The organism is Paenibacillus camelliae, assembly GCF_023715345.1.
GTDB lineage: Bacteria > Bacillota > Bacilli > Paenibacillales > Paenibacillaceae > Pristimantibacillus > Pristimantibacillus camelliae.
On the sequence record NZ_JAMBNY010000002.1, the window covers coordinates 159816 to 179375 of the forward strand.

17 protein-coding genes are annotated in these 19560 nt (G+C 42.8%); all 17 read right to left on the bottom strand.

The features are described 5' to 3' along the window. Nucleotides 1-19: 19 nt before the first annotated feature. Nucleotides 20-1816 (bottom strand): sensor histidine kinase, encoded by a 1797-nt coding sequence (locus M3180_RS06765; protein WP_251666549.1) that lies wholly within the window; start codon nucleotides 1814-1816, stop codon nucleotides 20-22. Further along, nucleotides 1813-3381, bottom strand: coding sequence for a response regulator transcription factor (locus M3180_RS06770; protein ID WP_251666550.1), 1569 nt, complete (start codon nucleotides 3379-3381; stop codon nucleotides 1813-1815). The genes M3180_RS06765 and M3180_RS06770 overlap by 4 nt, the downstream gene beginning before the upstream one ends. A gap of 159 nt (nucleotides 3382-3540) precedes the next feature. Continuing rightward, complete coding sequence (locus tag M3180_RS06775) at nucleotides 3541-4221, bottom strand: DnaD domain protein (RefSeq protein ID WP_251666551.1); 681 nt, start codon at nucleotides 4219-4221, stop codon at nucleotides 3541-3543. Between the two features lie 23 nt (nucleotides 4222-4244). Next, nucleotides 4245-5438, bottom strand: a complete 1194-nt coding sequence (locus M3180_RS06780) for an acetate/propionate family kinase (protein ID WP_251666552.1) — start codon at nucleotides 5436-5438, stop codon at nucleotides 4245-4247. Further along, complete coding sequence (locus M3180_RS06785) at nucleotides 5419-6303, bottom strand: 3-hydroxyacyl-CoA dehydrogenase family protein (protein ID WP_251666553.1); 885 nt, start codon at nucleotides 6301-6303, stop codon at nucleotides 5419-5421. The genes M3180_RS06780 and M3180_RS06785 overlap by 20 nt, the downstream gene beginning before the upstream one ends. A 79-nt stretch (nucleotides 6304-6382) precedes the next feature. Beyond that, complete coding sequence (locus tag M3180_RS06790; protein ID WP_251666554.1) at nucleotides 6383-7900, bottom strand: AAA family ATPase; 1518 nt, start codon at nucleotides 7898-7900, stop codon at nucleotides 6383-6385. Then, complete coding sequence (locus M3180_RS06795; RefSeq protein WP_251666555.1) at nucleotides 7890-8429, bottom strand: hypothetical protein; 540 nt, start codon at nucleotides 8427-8429, stop codon at nucleotides 7890-7892. The genes M3180_RS06790 and M3180_RS06795 overlap by 11 nt, the downstream gene beginning before the upstream one ends. Nucleotides 8430-8531: 102 nt before the next feature. After that, nucleotides 8532-9035, bottom strand: coding sequence for a hypothetical protein (locus M3180_RS06800; RefSeq protein ID WP_251666556.1), 504 nt, complete (start codon nucleotides 9033-9035; stop codon nucleotides 8532-8534). A gap of 34 nt (nucleotides 9036-9069) precedes the next feature. After that, nucleotides 9070-10371 carry an amidohydrolase gene (locus M3180_RS06805; RefSeq protein ID WP_251666557.1) on the bottom strand — a complete coding sequence of 434 codons (1302 nt, stop codon included), beginning with the start codon at nucleotides 10369-10371 and terminating at the stop codon, nucleotides 9070-9072. Continuing rightward, on the bottom strand, nucleotides 10352-11008 hold the full coding sequence (locus M3180_RS06810) for a redox-sensing transcriptional repressor Rex (RefSeq protein ID WP_251666558.1): 657 nt from the start codon (nucleotides 11006-11008) through the stop codon (nucleotides 10352-10354). Before M3180_RS06810 ends, M3180_RS06805 begins: the two co-directional genes overlap by 20 nt. Beyond that, nucleotides 11009-13888 carry an ATP-dependent DNA helicase DinG gene (gene dinG / locus M3180_RS06815; RefSeq protein WP_251666559.1) on the bottom strand — a complete coding sequence of 960 codons (2880 nt, stop codon included), beginning with the start codon at nucleotides 13886-13888 and terminating at the stop codon, nucleotides 11009-11011. It lies immediately after the preceding gene. Between the two features lie 16 nt (nucleotides 13889-13904). Beyond that, nucleotides 13905-14756 (bottom strand): tetratricopeptide repeat protein, encoded by an 852-nt coding sequence (locus M3180_RS06820; RefSeq protein WP_251666560.1) that lies wholly within the window; start codon nucleotides 14754-14756, stop codon nucleotides 13905-13907. Between the two features lie 107 nt (nucleotides 14757-14863). Continuing rightward, the gene (panD, locus tag M3180_RS06825; RefSeq protein ID WP_251666561.1) at nucleotides 14864-15247 is read right to left on the bottom strand and encodes an aspartate 1-decarboxylase; all 384 of its coding nucleotides are present in this window, start codon (nucleotides 15245-15247) and stop codon (nucleotides 14864-14866) included. Next, nucleotides 15240-16130, bottom strand: a complete 891-nt coding sequence (panC, locus tag M3180_RS06830; RefSeq protein ID WP_251666562.1) for a pantoate--beta-alanine ligase — start codon at nucleotides 16128-16130, stop codon at nucleotides 15240-15242. Before panC ends, panD begins: the two co-directional genes overlap by 8 nt. A 7-nt stretch (nucleotides 16131-16137) precedes the next feature. Beyond that, on the bottom strand, nucleotides 16138-17061 hold the full coding sequence (gene panB, locus M3180_RS06835) for a 3-methyl-2-oxobutanoate hydroxymethyltransferase (RefSeq protein WP_432806909.1): 924 nt from the start codon (nucleotides 17059-17061) through the stop codon (nucleotides 16138-16140). 188 nt (nucleotides 17062-17249) lie between these two features. Beyond that, nucleotides 17250-18227 (bottom strand): biotin--[acetyl-CoA-carboxylase] ligase, encoded by a 978-nt coding sequence (locus M3180_RS06840; protein WP_251666563.1) that lies wholly within the window; start codon nucleotides 18225-18227, stop codon nucleotides 17250-17252. Then, the gene (locus M3180_RS06845) at nucleotides 18220-19554 is read right to left on the bottom strand and encodes a CCA tRNA nucleotidyltransferase (protein WP_251666564.1); all 1335 of its coding nucleotides are present in this window, start codon (nucleotides 19552-19554) and stop codon (nucleotides 18220-18222) included. The genes M3180_RS06840 and M3180_RS06845 overlap by 8 nt, the downstream gene beginning before the upstream one ends. Nucleotides 19555-19560: the final 6 nt, after the last annotated feature.

Here is a 19560-nt window from a genome sequence, read left to right on the forward strand (position 1 = left end):
AAAGTTGCTATAAATTTCTTTATGTTTTTGTAATATCTTTAGCTGATATGAATGGAATTGTAATAGTAATATGCGTCCCTTTTCCTGTGCTGCTGTTAATGTTCACGCCATAGCTACCACCGTATAGAAGCTCTATACGATCATTTACGTTGCGAATGCCAATCCCGGAGAAAAAGTGCGATGAAGTCTCACTTTTAATATGTTGATCTAGCTTTATCGGCTCAAAGCCAACTCCGTTATCTACGACCTCACATACTAAATTGCCACCATTACGCGAGATCATGACATAGATATAGCCATCGCTTCGTCCTTGAAACGCGTGAAAGAACGCATTTTCAATAAATGGCTGAATAATAAGCTTTGGCAATTGTGCTCGATGACACTGCTCATCAATGAAATAGCTTACATGAATGCTTTCACCATAGCGTACATGATTGATATACACATAGTTTTTAAGATTAATAAGCTCCTGCTCTACTGTAATCGTTTCACTTGCATTGCCTATCGTATTTTGCAGCAGTTCAATTAACGCATTTATGGTGGCAGAAGCCTTCTCTCTATTGCCTTGCTGTACTAATATTTTTACTGAAGCGAGCGTATTGTACAGAAAATGAGGATTGATTTGCATCTGAAGTGCACTAAGCTCAGCATTACGCTGCTCCTTCTGTGTTTTTAATAGCTCCGCGATATATTCATTAAGCTCGTCCAGCATGAGATTGTACGCTTTACCTACTTCAACAATTTCGTTGCTGCCCTTCACTGTAATGTAATTTCCAAAATTACGCTTCGTCACACGTGACATCTGTCGTGCTAGCAAGGTAAGTGATCTTGTAATACGTCTAGACATGATAAATACGATAATTAGCGACACAATAACGATAGCAACACATAGTAATGCTACTGTTTTGACATTAAGCATTTGTGATAAGACGTAACGCTTGTCAATCAGATTGACCAGATAGAGATCATAGTTTGGCATATACGCGGAGAGGATCATATGCTGGCGATTATTCCATTCTACGTTCAAGTATTCATCTTCCTGCTTATCTATCAACTGGGCGTAATTTAACAGCTCTAGTTCCTTCGTTCCCAGTCTTTCAGATAAATTGGATGATATGACAACACCATCACTGTTGATTAGCAGGACATCATTCCCTTTAGTCGTAAAGCCAGCATAATTTTTTCTGAATTCAGCCTCCTTCATTGCGAAGTACAGTACTCCATAGAAATCACCACTCACTTGCTCGACTAATGCTTTTGATGCAACTACAACTGCCTCACTGTTTTTCTTACCATCGATGGTGCTCTCATCTAATTGATAATGAAGCTTTCTTGGCTCCGTTAAGGTTTGCTTCGTTATGCTATGCTCCTGTAAGCCTTTATAGGTTGGTGGCCATATCGTTGTGTCCGTCGCATGACGATTGCCGTTTATTCCGGTGATCACCATCGCAATTGGATACGTCGCTAAGGTAGACTGGATTCGCCTCATTTCTTGGGTAACCTTATAGTGACTGTTCAGTTCCTCTATTGTCGTATATTGACTGCTCGTTAAAAATCTTCTAATTTCACCGCTTGTGTTCGCATTGCTCGCTGTCATCGAAACAGCATAGTTCATGTTTTCCATGCTTGTTTTAATTTGCGTCATAATTTTACTATTGGTAATACTAAATGTGTCGATAAACACTTGCTCTGACATGCGAAACATAACAATCCATGTTGATAGCGCTACAGCAATGATGCTAATGAGCATGATCGAAAACATCTTAATGAAGAGGTCATGATATTTCAGCTTGTCCGCGATTCTACGAAGCTTCATCGCTTGTCACTCCTCACTTGGTCAGACGGACTTTTCCGATACTGACTAGGCGATTGTCCCTTCAGCTTCTTGAATACTTTAGTGAAATAGCTATGGTCGGAATACCCTACCTTCAAACTAATATCTGAAATAGGCAGATCCGTCGTTATCAGTAATTCCGCAGCCTTATCAATGCGTACTCGGTTTAGATATTCACTAAAGCCTTCATCGTTATGGGCCGAGAATAAGCTTGATAGATACGTTGCGTTGAAGTGAAAGTGGCTTGCAACATCGCTTAAATTAATTGGTTCCATGTAATGCTGTTGAATATAGTCCAATATAAGCGACATGCTTGGATTACCAGTTGCACTACGACTTGCTGCTAACGCTTCTTCGATCTGCCATAAGCAGAAATTAAGCTCTTCGATTGCTTCACTCACGTGCTCTGATTCATTAATCGCCCGAATATATTCGTATTTTTTTTGCTCCAGCTGGTGAATGGAACGATCAAGCTTGCCTAACAGAATAAGCATATTGAATATGGCATTACTTAGCTGAGACTTGAATGCAAACACATCGATCGTATAATAATCGATGGCTGCATTGCCATATTGACGAAGCTGGTCTATCGCTAGGTCATAATTCCGACGCTGCAGCTGATCCATGAACATATTCATATCGAAAGCAGGCTCCTCTGCGCTTAGCTTGGGCAGCTCATGCCGAACAATTAAATTTTTGTGCAAGGGTAGAAAATATCGATATGCTGCAAGTCTTTTGAAATGCTCATGGTATTGCTCAGGCAATTGTTCTAGCTCTGAAAAGCTATCTCCTAATATCCAGCATGCGTTATATGCCTTCATTCGTGTTGAGTTCGACAATGCACGCAGCGCAGGCATAATAGTTCCCCATTCTCTTTCATAGCCGTTCATCAACAGCACTGCGTGTTGTGAGTCTGAGGGCATAACGTAAAAATGAAGCGTATTCACAAAAGGTTCAAGTGCTTCCTTCGCACTAAGCAGAACCTTCTCCTTCACATCTGCTAGCTCTTTCACATGGCTCAGGTCAACACCATATATTCGAAAGCTAGGAAATGGAAAATTGGATCCTAGCTCCATACCGTCCATAGAATAACCAGACATTAGCCGATCCAGCAGCATCGTAACAGTCGAAGCTGTGTCTGTTGTCGCTGCATCCTGTAATGCTGGTATGCGGTTAACGATACGTTTTAGAATGGCAATCAGCTGATCCGCATCAAGCTTAGGCTTAAGCAAATAGTCAGCTACCCCTTGCTGAAAGGTTTCTCGCACATAATGAAACTCGCTGAAGCTGCTAAGAACAATGACCTCGATATGTGGATAGTTCTGCTTTATGTGGCTCGTAAGCTGTACACCGTCCATAATCGGCATCACAATATCAGTAATGACTACATGCGGGTTAAGCTGTTCAATCTGCTGCATCGCTTCTTGACCATTTGATGCCTCACCGACAATGAGAAATCCTTCACGCTCCCAATGCAGCAAATGCTTTATTCCTTGTCGAACAAGTATTTCATCGTCGACGATTAATATACGACAGTTTGCTTCCATTGCTATCTCACTTACCCTTCTGTAAAAACTAGTTGTTCCATTGTACATCATCAAAAGTGTAAATGTTAAGTGTTATTTAATCAATGTGGATTTAAATGCAAAAAAACCTTTGCATGCAATCACAAGGTTTTCGTTATTATCCGATATTCCTTACGGCACTCAAAGGTTTTTATTAAAAAATTGACTTTGATATTGTTTTAGCTCTTCAGCATTGTGAACTCGATGTCTTGCCCAATCGATCAGGATACGATCGATGTATCGAAAGCTAAGCTTACCAGCAAACACAGCCTCCTTGAGAGCAAGTGTAATAAGCTCATCGGTATATCGATCATTATCGATCCAGCCGCTAATCGTTTCATATTCCATTGGCGAGAGCGGTCTTCCAAACTCTTGCTCAAACATATGAAACAGCTTGGAAGCATCAGCCTCCTGCTTTACTGCACGAAGCTTCTGACGATCGGCCTGCTTATTCTCTCTACGCATCTGAGCATGCCAGCTGCTAGCCTTCATATACCAGCCACTCCAGTTATAACGCTCGACAATGATGTCGTTCATTGTATCCTGTTCAATACTCAAAAATCCCGTATTAAGAAGCTGCTGCAGTAACCGCGTCACTTCATTGACTGAAACACCCATAACAGCTGATAGCTGTTCAGGTGTTGGGAAAGGGTGTTGATCAACAGTAGATGATTGCATAATGTGCAGCAAAAGCATTGCTTCAGCATGCGACAAGCCAAGCGCATGATAGCTGTTCAACAGCAATGAATGAACGTAAATTCCACCCTCACTCAGCATAACATTCATGCCGTGAGCATACGCCTTCCATATATGATCGCTCAATCCTTCCCCTCCTGAACCATCAATTATTTTACAAGATTAAACGTATCGCGAGCGATAAGAAGCTCCTCATTCGTAGGAACGACCATAACAGCAACTTTAGAGCCTGGTTTAGAGATAATTCTAGGTTCCTTGCTGCGGATTTTATTCAGTTCCTCATCAATTTCGATTCCGAAGTACGTTAATCCTTCACATACGGATTGGCGTAGAACAACGGAATTCTCACCTACTCCAGCGGTGAAGACAAGGACATCAAGTCCATTCATAGCTGCAGTGTAAGAACCAATATACTTTCTCACGCGATATACATACATATCGTATGCCAGTTTAGCATCTTCATTCTCATGCATTGCATCAGTAATTTCACGCATATCCGAGCTTAAACCAGAGATAGCTAGCAGACCACTATGCTTGTTAAGCATAGAGTTCACTTCATTTAATGTTAAATCCTCTTTGTTCATCACAAAAGGAACGACAGCAGGATCAAGATCACCAGAACGAGTTCCCATCATCAAGCCCTCAAGTGGCGTCATCCCCATACTTGTATCGAATGATTTGCCATCTAGAATAGCAGTCAAGCTACCGCCATTTCCGATATGACAAGTAATCATTTTAAGTGAAGCAAGATCTTTACCAAGCGTTTTAGCCGCAACATCACTTACATAAGCATGAGATGTGCCGTGGAAGCCATAACGGCGTACTTTATGCTTTTTATATAGTGTTCTAGGAATCGCATATAAGTATGAAGTTCTAGGCATCGTCTGATGGAACGCTGTGTCGAATACAACAACCTGAGGCACCTCTGGAAGATTGGCATCAACCGCCAAAATCCCCATCATATGCGCTGGATTGTGTAACGGAGCAAGCTCAAACAAACGCTTAATTTCAGTTTTTACTTCTTCCGTAACAATTACTGAGTTTTTAAATGCTTCACCGCCATGAACGATACGATGTCCAACGGCGTCGATCTCGTTCATCGTTTTGACGACACCATATTTCTCATGAGTCAGCATCTCAATAACACGCTTAACTCCAGCTACATGGTCTAATATTTCTTTTACTTCAACAACTTCTTCTTTACCAGTTGGCTCGTGAGTAACGATTGAAGAATCCATTCCGATTCGTTCAACACGTCCGCTCGCAAGAACCGATTCATTCGTCATATCAAAAAGCTGATATTTAATCGAGCTGCTGCCTGCATTAATTACGAGTACTTTCATTAGATCGATCACCATCCGTATCATATTTGAAGAAGCCTACGCCTGTCTTTACACCAAGCTGCCCAGCACGTACCATCTTTTTAAGAGTAAAGGATGGACGGTATCTTAGATCACCATATTCACGGAACATGTTTTCGAGTGCTGCTTGTACAGAATCAAGTCCGAAATGATCCGCCATTTGGAATGGGCCGTACTTGAAGGAGTAGCCGTTGCGCATCGCTAGATCGATATCCTCAGCTGTTGCAACGCCCTCTTCCAGTACATGAAGTGCTTCGTTAATAAATAGGCAGATAAGGCGAGTCGTTACAAAGCCTGGTGATTCGAACACCATCACGGATTTTTTCTGAATCGCTTCAGCAAATTGCTTTAACGATTCCACAGTTTCATCCGAAGTTTTTAAGCCACGAACGATCTCAACCAAATCAACCTTCGATACAGGATGAATAAAGTGCATGCCAATAACACGCTCAGGTGAACGCGTTACACTAGCGATTTCTGTTAAGCTTAATGAAGAAGTGTTACTTGCCAAAATCGTAGACGCATCTGTCACTTGATCAAGCTGTTTAAACACTTCTTTTTTAGCTTCTAGATCTTCCGTAATGGATTCGATAATAAGATCACAATCTGACAATTCGTCCACTTTATTAATTGGCTGAATTCGAGATAAAATTAATTTTTTCTCTGATGAAGTAATCGCCCATTTTTCTATTTGTTTATCAAGGCTAACTTCAATCATATGCATTGCATGTTCAAGACGATCGGCAGAATTTTCAAGCACTAAAACATCTAAGCTGTTTTTAGCTAGCATTTCTGCGATACCTTGACCCATTGTTCCTACACCAATAACTCCAACTTTCTTAATCATAGGTCTAGTTTCTCCCTTAGCTTTTAGTCTATATTATTATACCTCTTTTCAAGAAAATTTGCAGTTAAGGTAAGCGCTATTATGCATTTTGTTGCAAATTTATCGGAATTGCATTCACTTTTTCCATTAAAGTACGGAAGTTTTCACCGTTAATAACTTCCTCTTCCAGTAGAATCGGCAAGGCCTGTTCAAATATGTCAGAATGTTGACTAAGAAGCTGCTTCGTTTTTGCAAGTAGCTCATCAAGAACCTCATTACTAATTAAGCTCCAACGATCCGCAGTCATCATTTGTCCATTAATTATCCCTTGACTCGTTAAGCCTGATTCAACCATCGTTTTAACAATGTTCAGTGCTTGGTCAAAGTCACCTCTGGAGCCCGTGCTACGTTCACCATAGAACAGCTCCTCTGCAACTGCCCCGCCAAGCGTAACCATAATTTTGTGTTCAAGCTCTGATTTCGAATATAAATACTTATCAGCCATCGGAGTATGCCTTACGAAGCCAAGTGCTCCACCACGAGGTGCAAGTACAACCTGTGCAACTGAGCCGGGTGTCGTAAGCTCTGCCATAATAGCATGACCCAATTCATGTCTTGCTACACGAATTTTATCTTCTTTGCTTGCTTCACGATTAATTTTTTCACCAAGCAGTACTTTATCAATCGCCGCTTGGATATGCTCCTCAGTGATTGCATCTGCTTGATCACGCATCGCATAGATTGCGGCTTCGTTCATAACCGCTTCAAGCTGAGCTCCTGAAAATTGATACGTATCTCTTGCCAGCTCTTCAAAATTGACTGTAGCAACTATATTTTTGTTCGCTGCATGCAGCTCTAAAATATGCTTTCTAGATTTCTTGTCCGGTAATGCAACCTCAATATGGCGATCAAAGCGTCCAGGTCGAAGCAATGCTTCATCGAGCATATCCTTGCGGTTAGTTGCCGCGATGAGTAAAATCTGCACATCTGTATTGTGATAAATTCCATCAAGCTCAGTAAGCAATTGGTTTAGCGTTTGATCATATTCACGCTGTTGACCACCGTCTCGCTTTCCGCCAATAACATCAATCTCATCAATGAAAATAATCGCATTTTTCTTACCAGATGCTTTCGCTTCGTTGCGAGCTTTTTGGAACAGCTCGCGAATACGATTGGCACCTGTACCTACGTACATCTCAACGAACTCACTACCTGATGCACCAATAAACACACTATCCGTATAGCTTGCTGCCGCCTTTGCCAGCAAAGTTTTACCCGTTCCCGGAGGACCTGTCAATAGTATACCCTTTAGAATTCGAATACCGCGTTTCGCAATTTCCTCTCGGCGCACCAAAAAATCAAGTGCCTCTTGGAGCTCTTGCTTTACATGCTCCTGTCCACCTACTTCATCAAAGCTAATCTGCTTAATCGCAACACTTTTTTTGTTTTTCAAGCTTGCTAAGCTTTTAACGCCCTTGCCATTACGATTCATAACAAAAATAGCCGAAAACAACACTGTGACTAACACTGCTGCTCCTATATGAACAGTGTAACCAATCGTATATATTGCCGCTGCAGCCACGATACCAATAAGCAGCTCTTTCCAATTATTCTTCATTATTCCACACTCCCATCGTGCCTCCATCTAAAGGCAAAATTTGATCAAAACGCTGATTATCAGCTACGAGTGAAATATACACATTTTGTTGATCCATGCTTGCCGAAGCCTCTACGTGTTCATGTGATGCTTCGATACTATTCATCAGTTCGGGAAGCTTAGAATAGTTTTTATTCGCCATAATTTCTGCTATTTCGAATAAATGGTCTTGCCATACCTTCTCTAGGCTAGTAGATTCTTGCTTAAGCTGAATCGTATAACTTACTGGATCAATCTTATAATCACTTAAAATATTTCTTGCTTCCTCAGCAGCAAGTGCTAGTGTATTGCCATCTATAACATCAAGCGTAACGATATATCCTTCATTTTTATTACCTGATAATTGAATATTAGAAAACTGTGCTTGCTCCAACGATTGCTGAAGCGGCTTCTCCTGTGCAACGTATTGATACGTAAAGCCGCCGCCAATAAGCAAAGCCAAGCAAACAATAAATGTAACAGCCATCGGTTTTAGCTTCATATCTTTCATGTTTACACCTCTATTATATAAATTTGATAGATCATTCGTATATCAATTAGTATATCATTTTTGCTATCAACTTTAATTATATAAAAAAAGGAAACAAGCCGTTTAAGGTCTTGTTTCCTTTGGTATCGTATATTCATCGATAAAATTACCATCTGTCATACGGTAGAATGCAATTTTAAGATGTTCCGTTGCGGTGTCCTTATACTTTATTTCCCATACTAATTGACCATACATATAGCCTGGCTGAAGCTTAATGTCCTGCGCATAAGGCTTTGATGCTTCTACATGAGCCAGCATCTCTTCTTTCGTCATCGCTTCTTCATAAGGAAGCACAGCGAGCTGCTCCTGGGTTGACCAAGCAGAGTATATCATCTCTTCGCTTACATTAGATTGAGCAAGCAAGATCCAATACCGATCCTCCCATATGTACTTGTTAAGCACATATTGTTCATCGAGATTATAGAGTGAAGCTTGTTCAATCACTTCTCGCATCTCGCTCGTTTCCTGCCAAATGCCCTTATGAATATAGCGATAGAAAAAGATGATTCCTACAATGATCAATAATATTAAGAAAAGGGTAAGCACCGTCCATTTTCGACGAGTCATAAATGGTGGTCGCTTTTTTTCTATCGCTCTCATCCTAGGTTAACAATCGCTCAAAGCTAGCCTGAGCTTCGAAACGAATTTTCTCCTCGTCCATCGTTAACAATTGTCTATGCTTCACGAGCTGTTTTCCAGCTACCCATACATGCTCAACATCTCTACCACTTGCAGCATATACAACATGCGACACAAGATCTGTACGTGGGAAGAAGTGTGGCTGATCGATATTAAGAGCAATAAAGTCTGCAGCTTTCCCAGCCTCCAGAACTCCAATATGATCATGCCAGATCGCCTCAGCACCACGAGAGGTTGCAAGCTCAAGGGCTGTATAAGCAGGTACTGCAGTTGGATCACCTGATACGCCTTTGTGCAGTAAGGCAGCAGCACGAATTTCTTGGAACAGATCCATATTGTTGTTGCTCGCAACACTATCCGTACCTAGCGACAGCTTAACGCCTGCACGTAGCAGCTCAGGCACGCGAGCGACCCCACTTGCAAGCTTAAGATTACTAATCGGATTATGGGAGATTGATGCATTAAGCTCAGCAAGCTTTGTGATTTCCTCATCCGTCAAATGCACAGCATGCGCCAGCAAAGCTGGGCGTGTGAAGAAACCAAGCTTCTCTAAATGCTCAACAGGACGCGCACCATACTCATCTACATTTTGCTGAACCTCAGCTGCGGTTTCAGACATATGCGTATGTAACGGCAGATCATAATCATGAGCTGCTTGCACAAAACGCTCGATATATTGAGGCGGACACGTATAAGGAGCATGAGGAGCAAGCATCGTACGAATTCTACCGTTACCTGCACCATTCCATTCTCTAGCGAATGCAACAGAGTTGTTAAGCTTTTCGTTCTGCTCTTCCTCGGAGCATAGTCCGATTACACCGCGTGTTAGAAAGCCGCGTAGTCCTGCTTCGATCGTTGCCTCCGCAATGATTTCCATGCGATCATACATATCAACGAATATTGTTGTACCGCTTAACAGCATCTCTGCAATGGTAAGCTGGCCGCCCACTCTCGTATCCTGCTCTGTATATTTGGCTTCCATCGGCCACATTTTTTCAGCAAGCCATACTTGAAGGTTTTGGTCATCGGAATAACCGCGTAGCAAGCTCATCGCTGCATGACCATGCGTGTTAACAAGACCAGGCATAAACAATAGACCCTGGCCATTCACAACCTCACTGCCTGCTTGAAGTTCAGCACTAGGCTCTGCAGCCCCAACATATTGAATGATACCTTCATCTACGACCATATGTCCTTGCAGAACCTGTGGCTGCTGTGCAGACATTGTAATAAATGCTCCATCCTTAATCCATAGACGATTCATCTTGGTCCTCCTCTTTATTGTTCAAATAATAGCCAAGGCTTAGCAGCTCCTTTGTAAAGTCCGCATGCTGCACTCGTACTTCCTCCGGTGCTCTTAAAATGGTCGGTGCAAAATTGAGGATACCTTCTATACCACCAGCTATAAGCATATTTGCTACGTTTTGAGCTTCCTGTGCAGGAACTGTAATGATCCCAATTCGGATATTTTGCTGCTGAATTGTTTCTGCAAGCTCTTCCATAGGCTGTACCGTTAAGCTGTTAATTTTCGTACCGATTTTTTGCTCCTGTGCATCGAATACAGCAACGATCTGCATATTGTCGTTGCTGTATTTATTATAATTACACAAAGCATGACCAAGATTACCCGCTCCGACAAGTGCGACCTTTATCGTGCGATTGATTTTAAGTATGTGACGAATTTTATCAATCAAGTAATCCACTTCATAGCCAATTCCTTTTCGACCGAAATCCCCAAAATAAGCGAGATCCTTCCGAATTTGTGCAGGATTAAACTCCAAGCGCGAGCCTAGCTCCTGCGAGGAGATCGTTTTAATTTCTCGAGCCTTTAGCTCATTGAGCACTTGTAGATAAATAGGCAGACGCTTAACTACAGCATCTGAAATTTTCACTTGCTTCATTTATTCAACCTCCTTCAACCATTGGTCCATTCGCTGTACCATTTGATCCGTATGCATCGTTTCAATCTTAGGTCCAGGCAATGAATACAGGAAATGCTTTCCGTAATAGGATTCAATAACTCGTGTATCATAAAGAATAACAATGCCTTTATCCGACGCTGTCCGTACAAGACGACCGAATCCTTGCTTGAAACGGATCACAGCCTGTGGAATTGAAAGCTTCATAAATGGATTTTTCTTCTGACGAAGCAGAAGCTCCGATTTGGCTTCAATTAATGGGTGGATAGGCGGTTGAAATGGTAAGCGTACGATCGCCAAACATTGCAATGCTTCTCCTGGTATATCTACACCTTCCCAAAAACTGCTTGTACCAAGCAAAATAGAGGATTGCTGCTGTAGAAAACGTCTGGTCAGTTTTGTACGATTGTTGCTATCAATGCCTTGTCCTAAAACGGTAATATGCTTTGGCTCTAACAGCTCCTTCAGTGGATCATATACTTGCTTAAGCATACGATAAGAAGTAAACAAAACGAGCATTTTTCCGCCAAGCAGCAGAGCGCTATCATGAATCGATTGGACTAGCTTCTCTAAATAATCACTCGGAACGTTGGCTCCCTTAAGCACCGGAAAATCGCGTGGTATAATAACGAGCGCCTGCTTACGATAGTTAAATGGAGATTCAAGTATCACTTCATTCAGCCGATGTTCTTCCTCGTCTCCGTAGCTATCTAGACCAAGCTGTTCCTTTACATAGGTGAAGTTTTTCTGAATGGACAGTGTGGCAGATGTCATTACGACGCTTTCCTTCACGTCAAACAAATACTTTCTTAACAAGCCGCTTACATCAGTAGGTGAAGACATAAGCTGCAGTGAACGATGCTTGTAAGCCTGTGTTCCCTCTAACCAATAGACATAATCGTCGAGCTCAAGCTTAATAAACTGACGTAGCTCATCCTTCAAACGTTGCAGATCTCTCACTACGCCGTTCAAATCCGTCAGTAATCCAGACAATACTAAATCCTCATCAAGTCGTTCCTTCATATCAGAAGACATTTTCTCCAGCGCCTTAGAGAACCGATTCAACTGTAGATATACCTCTTGCTCACTTTCTACGATCTTTGTCCATTGCTCTGGAAGGTCATTGCGGCTCAATCGAAACACAAGTCCCCCAGCCTGTTCAGAAGGTGCATCAGACGCTTGCTGGGCATGTTGAACAACAACGTCATATAGCGCTTCGAACAGTTGATCCCAATACTCCTTAATCGTCTGTAAACCAGGATACGCACTGTCAATCGTTTCATTCCAGGCAGCGGTATGGTCATCGCCCTCTTCAGCGATTTTCACACGTAGAGATGGAAGCAAACCGGTACGAGTATCTTTAAATAGCGAGCTCATTGCATGAATATACGAGAAATAGCTTACTTGGTTTCCAAGATGCTTGCTTGCTACCTCCTCAAGATGATGTGCCTCGTCCAGTACAAGGTAACGGTATGATGGCAATAGACGATGGTCCGCTTGAATATCTGTAAAAATCATCGAGTGGTTCGTAATGCAAACATCGGCAATATTAGCCTCATGCTTTGCACGATGATAATAGCAGCGCTTAAACCAAGGACAAGCGCGATTTAAGCATGAATCTGCATCACTTGATACCGTTCCCCAGAAATCCTGCCCTCTAAGTCCAAGATTTAGCTCTTCCTGATCGCCATTCTCTGTTTCCGTCAGCCATACAACCATTTGTGCAGCAGTGATAGGATCATCAACTGGTGCAATAAAATCAAGCAAGTTAAGCTTGTGCTCAAATTTCCGCATACATAGATAATTGCTTCTACCCTTTAGAAGCGAGGCACGAATGGGAAACGGCAGTACTTCATTGAGCAGTGGAATGTCTCGATTGCGCAGCTGCTCCTGCAGGTTGATCGTATGCGTGCTTACGACGACCTTTTCTTCGGCCTGTATACCGTAATATAGGGAAGGAATGAGATAACCAAGTGATTTCCCTGTTCCAGTCCCTGCCTCAATTAGCAAATGCTTTTGCTTACTAAGTGCTTCATAGACCTCATCAAACATTTGCAGCTGTGGCTTTCTTTCCTCGTAATGCTCATAAAGCTCCCGAAAGCGCTCCTGCACATCGTTCATGTAGTCCTCAAAGCTTTTATTCTGCTCGAAGTAATCGTTGGCATGCTCGGCATCACGAACGGATGTCTCTTCTTGCCAAGGCTTCGCTTTCAGTGCAAATTGGCGATGATAATCGAACTCAGCAGATTCGAATACAACCCCCTGCTCCACGAGTCCCTCATTGTATCTCATAAACCACCCAATATCTTTACTCTCATCAAAAAATGAAGATAGCCGCTGCAGGGTGAGCAGCGGCAAGGAACGTAGCTTCTGAACACATTGAATGAGTATTTCAGCGGTTGCCATAGCATCAGCATCCGCCTGGTGGTGCTGCTCGTGGACAATGCCAAGCTGTTCAGCTGCAGTTCCGAGCTGATAAGAAGTAATCGATGGGAATAATATACGTAATAATTCCATAGTGTCTAACCGTCTTCCTGAGAAAGGCAGATAGCCACATTGATCTAAGGCATGATTTAAGAAGTTGGCATCAAAGCCAACATTATGAGCGACAAGAACGGCATCGTCGATTCGCGGAATGACCTCGAGCAAAGCGTCATTAATATCCGGTGCATCCTGCACATCCGCTTGCTGAATTCCTGTCAAATTCGTTATAAACAGAGGAATTTCAACAGTAGGCTTTACATATGTGCTGAATGTATCAACAATCTCTAGTTCGTCCGATACAACCACTAACCCAATTTGTATAATTTGGTCCAACACGCTATGGCCCGTTGTTTCCAAATCCAAAATGGCATATTTCATTCCTTTACCGTTCCTCTCACATACAGCACAGCTCTGTGCTTCCAAAATATAGTGATAGCTGTTTGAGCGATGCTTGCCTGCAGCTTTGCAAATTTTTAAGCGGATCCTCAAACTGTGGATACAGCTGATACGCTTTATTGAATAATAATTCAGCCTGATTCATATTCAGCTTAATTGCCTGAATACAGCCTAGCGCGTTGTAGCTTAGCGCGAGCCATTTGGGAAAGTCGCTTAATACAGAAAGCAGCTGAAACTGTCTTTGCGCTTCATTCCAGTTGCGCAGGTGCATTAAGCTCATTCCATAATATAGCCTTGCGATATTGCATTCAGGCTGCTCAGTAATAATCATATTCAATATTGAAGCTGCTTCTGCAAACATGAACAGCTTGTAGTAACCCTGAGCCTGATCAAGTGCAAGCTCATGCTCAGCGGAAACAAATAAATCACATTCATTACATAGTATACCATCGTTCTGCTGATCAATCGAATAAACATTTACATATGGCATTTCCTGCTCATGAACGTGCTCTTGCTCAGCTTGGATAGCCTCGTACAATAGTTGTTGTAGGCTTGTGTGATGCTGTTCCTGAGGCATTATGCTGGAAGCTGCAAACGGGCTGCTGCTAAGCTTTTCCTGCCTAACCTCATCTTCTGACTCCTCCTGCTCTTCAATGTCTCGATAAAGCTCGAAAAACAGAGCAATTTTCTCTTCGACAGCAACGTAATGATCCAGTATCTTGTCATTCGTTTCCTTAAGCTGTCCAATGGAATCACAGTAATCTTCTCTTTGATCTTCATCAGCATCCTTATAATGCTGTGTAATGTGGTCAAGAAGCTCATGCATGGATGAAAACAGTTCGTTGATCATACCGCATCCCGCCTTCTTTGATTAGTTGGAGTGTACGGTCATTTTTTGTTGAAAGCACTGTTTTCATTCAGCATGGCAGCTGTTACATAATGAAGGGATTAACTTGGTTACACGATTGTTGAATGAATTTCCTCATTCATATAATGAATGGGTTTATTGTCGCCATCCAGAACAACAATCGTTGGCTTATAATTATGCGCCTGCTCTTCAGTCATTAAGCTGTATGAAATAATAATAACTTTATCACCAGGCTGCACGAGACGTGCTGCTGCCCCATTCAAGCAAATAACACCACTGCCACGTGCACCTTTAATGACATAGGTTTCAAGACGAGCACCATTATTGTTATTAACGATCTGCACTTTTTCATTTTCGAGCAAGTCCGCAGCTTCCATAAGCTCCTCATCAATCGTAATGCTTCCTACATAGTTTAAATTAGCCTCTGTCACTGTCGCACGGTGTAGCTTCGATTTCATCATCGTTCTATACACGTTCGATCACCTCTTCTACTTGGAATAACGCATTGTCAATTAATCGTGTACTTCCGTATTTAACGGCAAGTGCAACGATAAAGCGTTGGCCGCTTGGTAGCTCCTGGAGCCTTTGACCTTTGGCAATAGGATGCAAGCTTGGATATTCTAGCAGCTCAACATAATCAATTTCACCAGTTGTTTGCTTTATATTATTCGTAATAAGCTCGATGCACTGTGCTGCTGTCATCACTTCGTTCAACTTAAGTGATTGAGCAAGCTCGCTTAACGATTGACTTAATACAGTAGCTTCAGTGCGCTGATTTGCATTCAAATAAACATTTCTCGAGCTAAGTGCCAATCCGTCCGGTTCACGTACGATTGGACATGGAACAATCGTCACATTCATATCGAGATCATTGACCATTTGCTCAATAACAGCAACCTGCTGGGCATCCTTCATCCCAAAATAAGCATGCTTCGGCTCAACAAGATGAAATAGCTTACTGACAACTAATCCTACACCATCAAAATGTCCAGGACGAGACGCGCCGCATAAGCGCTCTGTAACACCAGCTACCTTAATCGATGTAAGAGGCTTAGTTGGGTACATCTCCTCTACACTAGGTATAAACACGATATCGGTATGACATGATGCAGCTACCGCTAAGTCTCTTTCCTCATCACGAGGATATTTTTCTAAATCCTCATTAGGACCAAATTGCATCGGGTTAACAAAAATGCTTAATACGACAATATCATTTTCTTCTTTGGCAGCACGCAAGAGGCTGGCATGGCCATCATGCAAATACCCCATCGTCGGAACGAAGCCGATCGTTTGACCTTGCTCCTTCGCTTTTTTAATTGCCAGCTTTAGCTGCTGCTTTGTACGACATATATTCATAACCAGCTTACTCCTTTTCCGTGTCTGCAGCAGTTTTTCCGCTCCCATACAGTGAGTCTAGCGTACCTGCATCAGCTTGAAACACATGTGAAGCATCTGGGAAGTTTTTATTTTTAACATCACTAACATACATACCGATCGCTTCACGGATCGTACTGCCAATATCAGCATAAGTTTTAACAAATTTTTTAGGGAAAATCGGTGAAGAGTATTGCAATATATCATGATAAACAAGCACCTGACCATCACATCCACGGCCTGCACCAATTCCTATCGTTGGAATGTGCAGCTGCTCACTAATAAGTTTTGCAAGCTCTTCTGTTACAAGCTCAAGCACGATTGCAAACGCTCCTGCCTCCTGCAGTGCTAATGCATCATCCAGCAGTCGCTTCGCATCCCCTTCCAGCTTACCCTGAACCTTGTAGCCGCTTAGCTGATGAACCGATTGAGGAGTTAGGCCAATATGTCCCATCACTGGAATGCCTGCCTGCACCAGTGTACGGACATGCTCGCTAATACCGACGCCACCCTCTAGCTTAAGCGCCTGTACATGACCTTCCTGCATTAAACGCGCAGCATTGCTGCACGTATGCTCAAGGCTGACGCCATAAGTCATGAACGGCATATCTGCTACGATAAATGTATGCTCTGCAGCACGAGCTACAGCTTTTGAATGATGGATCATATCATCTATTGTGACTGGAATCGTTGTATCATATCCAAGTACAACATTACCTAAAGAATCTCCAACTAAAATAACATCTACTCCCGCTTCTTCCGCAAACTTCGCTGATGGGTAATCATACGCAGTAATGACAGAAATCGGGTTCCCTTCTGCTTTCATCTTCGACATGGCAGAAATGGTAAGTCTTTTTTTCAATTTTTTCAGCTCCTTTAGTTGTTGGTCACAGCAAAAAAACCTTTTAGCCATCGCTAAAAAGGTCCTCGAACGTAAAGGAAACGATTGCTAGTAATGCTTCCTTCTGTCTCGGTCCCTTCGGCTCTGAGCAGAGTGTGCATTCTAAAATTCAGTTTAGATACGTACACAATTACTAGTGCAGCTTCGTAATGAATACCGCCTAGTAGACCTAGTTTATCAGAAAATGTTTTATCCGTAAATTACTGCTTTACTTCACCCATCTCAGCAGAAAAAATTTCACGTTGTTCGCCATCCTCAAGCTCGACGATAATGGAACCGCGTTCCGTCAGCTTCAGAGGTATTGCATAGTAGCTTTCCTGTGAAGTTGTAATTAAGATAGACTGTCCTAAGGATATAGCATAGCTTTCCCACAGCTTAGCGATTGGTTCAAAGCCTTCGCTTTCATATTGCTGGAATAGCGCTTCCCATCTAAGCATGAAGGCTTGAATAAGCTTTTCTCGATCAACGGACTTGCCGAGCTCTATACGAAGGGAAGTCGCTTTTGTTAATAGCTCTTCGTCATAATCTTTCTCACTCAAATTTACATCTATACCCGTTCCGGCGATGACATATTTTAGACGCTGATCCTCAGCAACTGATTCTAGTAGTATGCCACACAGCTTTTTACCTTTATATAATATATCGTTAGGCCATTTAATTCCGACCTCAAGTGAAGTTATCGCACGAATTGCCTCCGTTAACGCAACAGCCGTTAATAATGTAAGCTGTGGTGCAAGCTGAATTGGCGTTAGCGGTCTTAGTATGGTACTCATCCACACACCCTTCCCATAAGGGGAATGCCAAGGTCGACCTAGTCGTCCCTTCCCTTGCAGCTGCTGCTCGGCAAGGACAACCGTCCCTTCAGGTGCTCCCTTCTCAGCTAGCTCGCGTGCCAAATGCTGCGTAGACGTTACAGCATGATGATATTCGATCGTATGTCCGAATCGATGCTTAACTAATGACTGTTGAACGTTTATAGCCTGTATAGGCTGTGGTACGAAAAGCAACCGATAGCCTTGCTTCGTCACTGCTTCAAATTCGTAGCCTAACGCTTCCAGCTTCTTGATCTGCTTCCACACGGCTGTTCGGCTTATGCCTAACGCCTCGCTAATTTTCTCCCCAGATACAAAGTCCTCTGAGGAGTTAAGCAGCTCAACAAGCCGTTCATGATTACTCATTGTATCGTCCACCTTCGAATTGATTTAAAACATATGTACGAATAGCTTCCTTGCTGTTAACTAGCCTGCCGCTCGCGACTTCAATGAATATATGCTTAAGGCATTCATTAATCCACGGTCCGGAGGGTTGACTACACCACGTGACAAGATCGTTTCCGCGTACAGCGAGTTGCTTTACATGTTGAATTGGTAGTTCTTCATGAAACTTTGCAACCTGACCGACAGCATCATACTCATTCATATACATGTGAAGAAATAGTTCTAAATGATGCACGGGATAGTGCAGCAGCTTGTCCAGCCACTGCTCCTTCCATGCTAGAAGCTCGCCCTTAGCAACACTTAGCTGCAGCTGATCCGCTTCGGCAATCCCAAGTTCAAGCTGATTGCCTGAATTCATACCCTGCATTGGCTGCAGAACCTGCTGCAGCCATTCATGAAGCTGCAATATATGATAGCAAGCCGCCTGAAGCTGCTTGCTTGTCCTAAGCGCCCGCATATCTTCTCTTGCTTGTTCACTGGATACAGCTAGGCTATGAAACAACACGGCCCAATTCATGCTTGTATCTCGATGATTCGGTAGCTTAAGCTCATCCTTTAGCGTTCCAGCAGCTATATGTAACCTATCCTTCGTATGCTGTAGCAACGAGCTTTCCGATAACAGCACAATACCATATATCGGATCATCGGCTTGTAGCAATCGTTCTAATTCATAAGCGACTCTTTCCATCGCAATATGCTTCATCAGCCCTGCTGCTTGCAACATCGCATCCCAGCATTCTTGATCAATACTTAGTTTATATGTAGTAGCAAAGCGAATCGCACGCAGCATTCGTAAAGCGTCTTCTTGAAATCGCTGCTCGCTTGAGCCCACCGTTTTCAAGATCCCTGCTTTCATATGCTCTAAGCCGCCATATGGATCATGCAGCTGCCACGTTCGATCAATAGCCATCGCGTTCATAGTAAAATCTCTCCGCATTAAATCCTCATGCAGATCATCAACGAAGGCGATGTCCATCGGACGTCTGTAATCCGTATAGCCCGACTCTTTGCGAAAGGTCGTTACCTCATAGCTTACGCCATCTACCCTAACGGTTACGGTGCCATGCTGCAAGCCAGTAGGTATGCTATTCGGAAACAGCTCCATTACCTGCTCTGGTCTTGCATTCGTTGCAATATCTATATCATGTAGTGGTCTCTCAAGTACCGTATCTCGTACAGCACCACCTACGAAAAAGGCAGAAAAGCCTGCTTGCAGAAGTCTATCTAGAACTAGACAGGCTTCCTTCATTGCAGGCTGAATAAGATGGAGTTGCAGTTGCAGCTTCATAGAGCC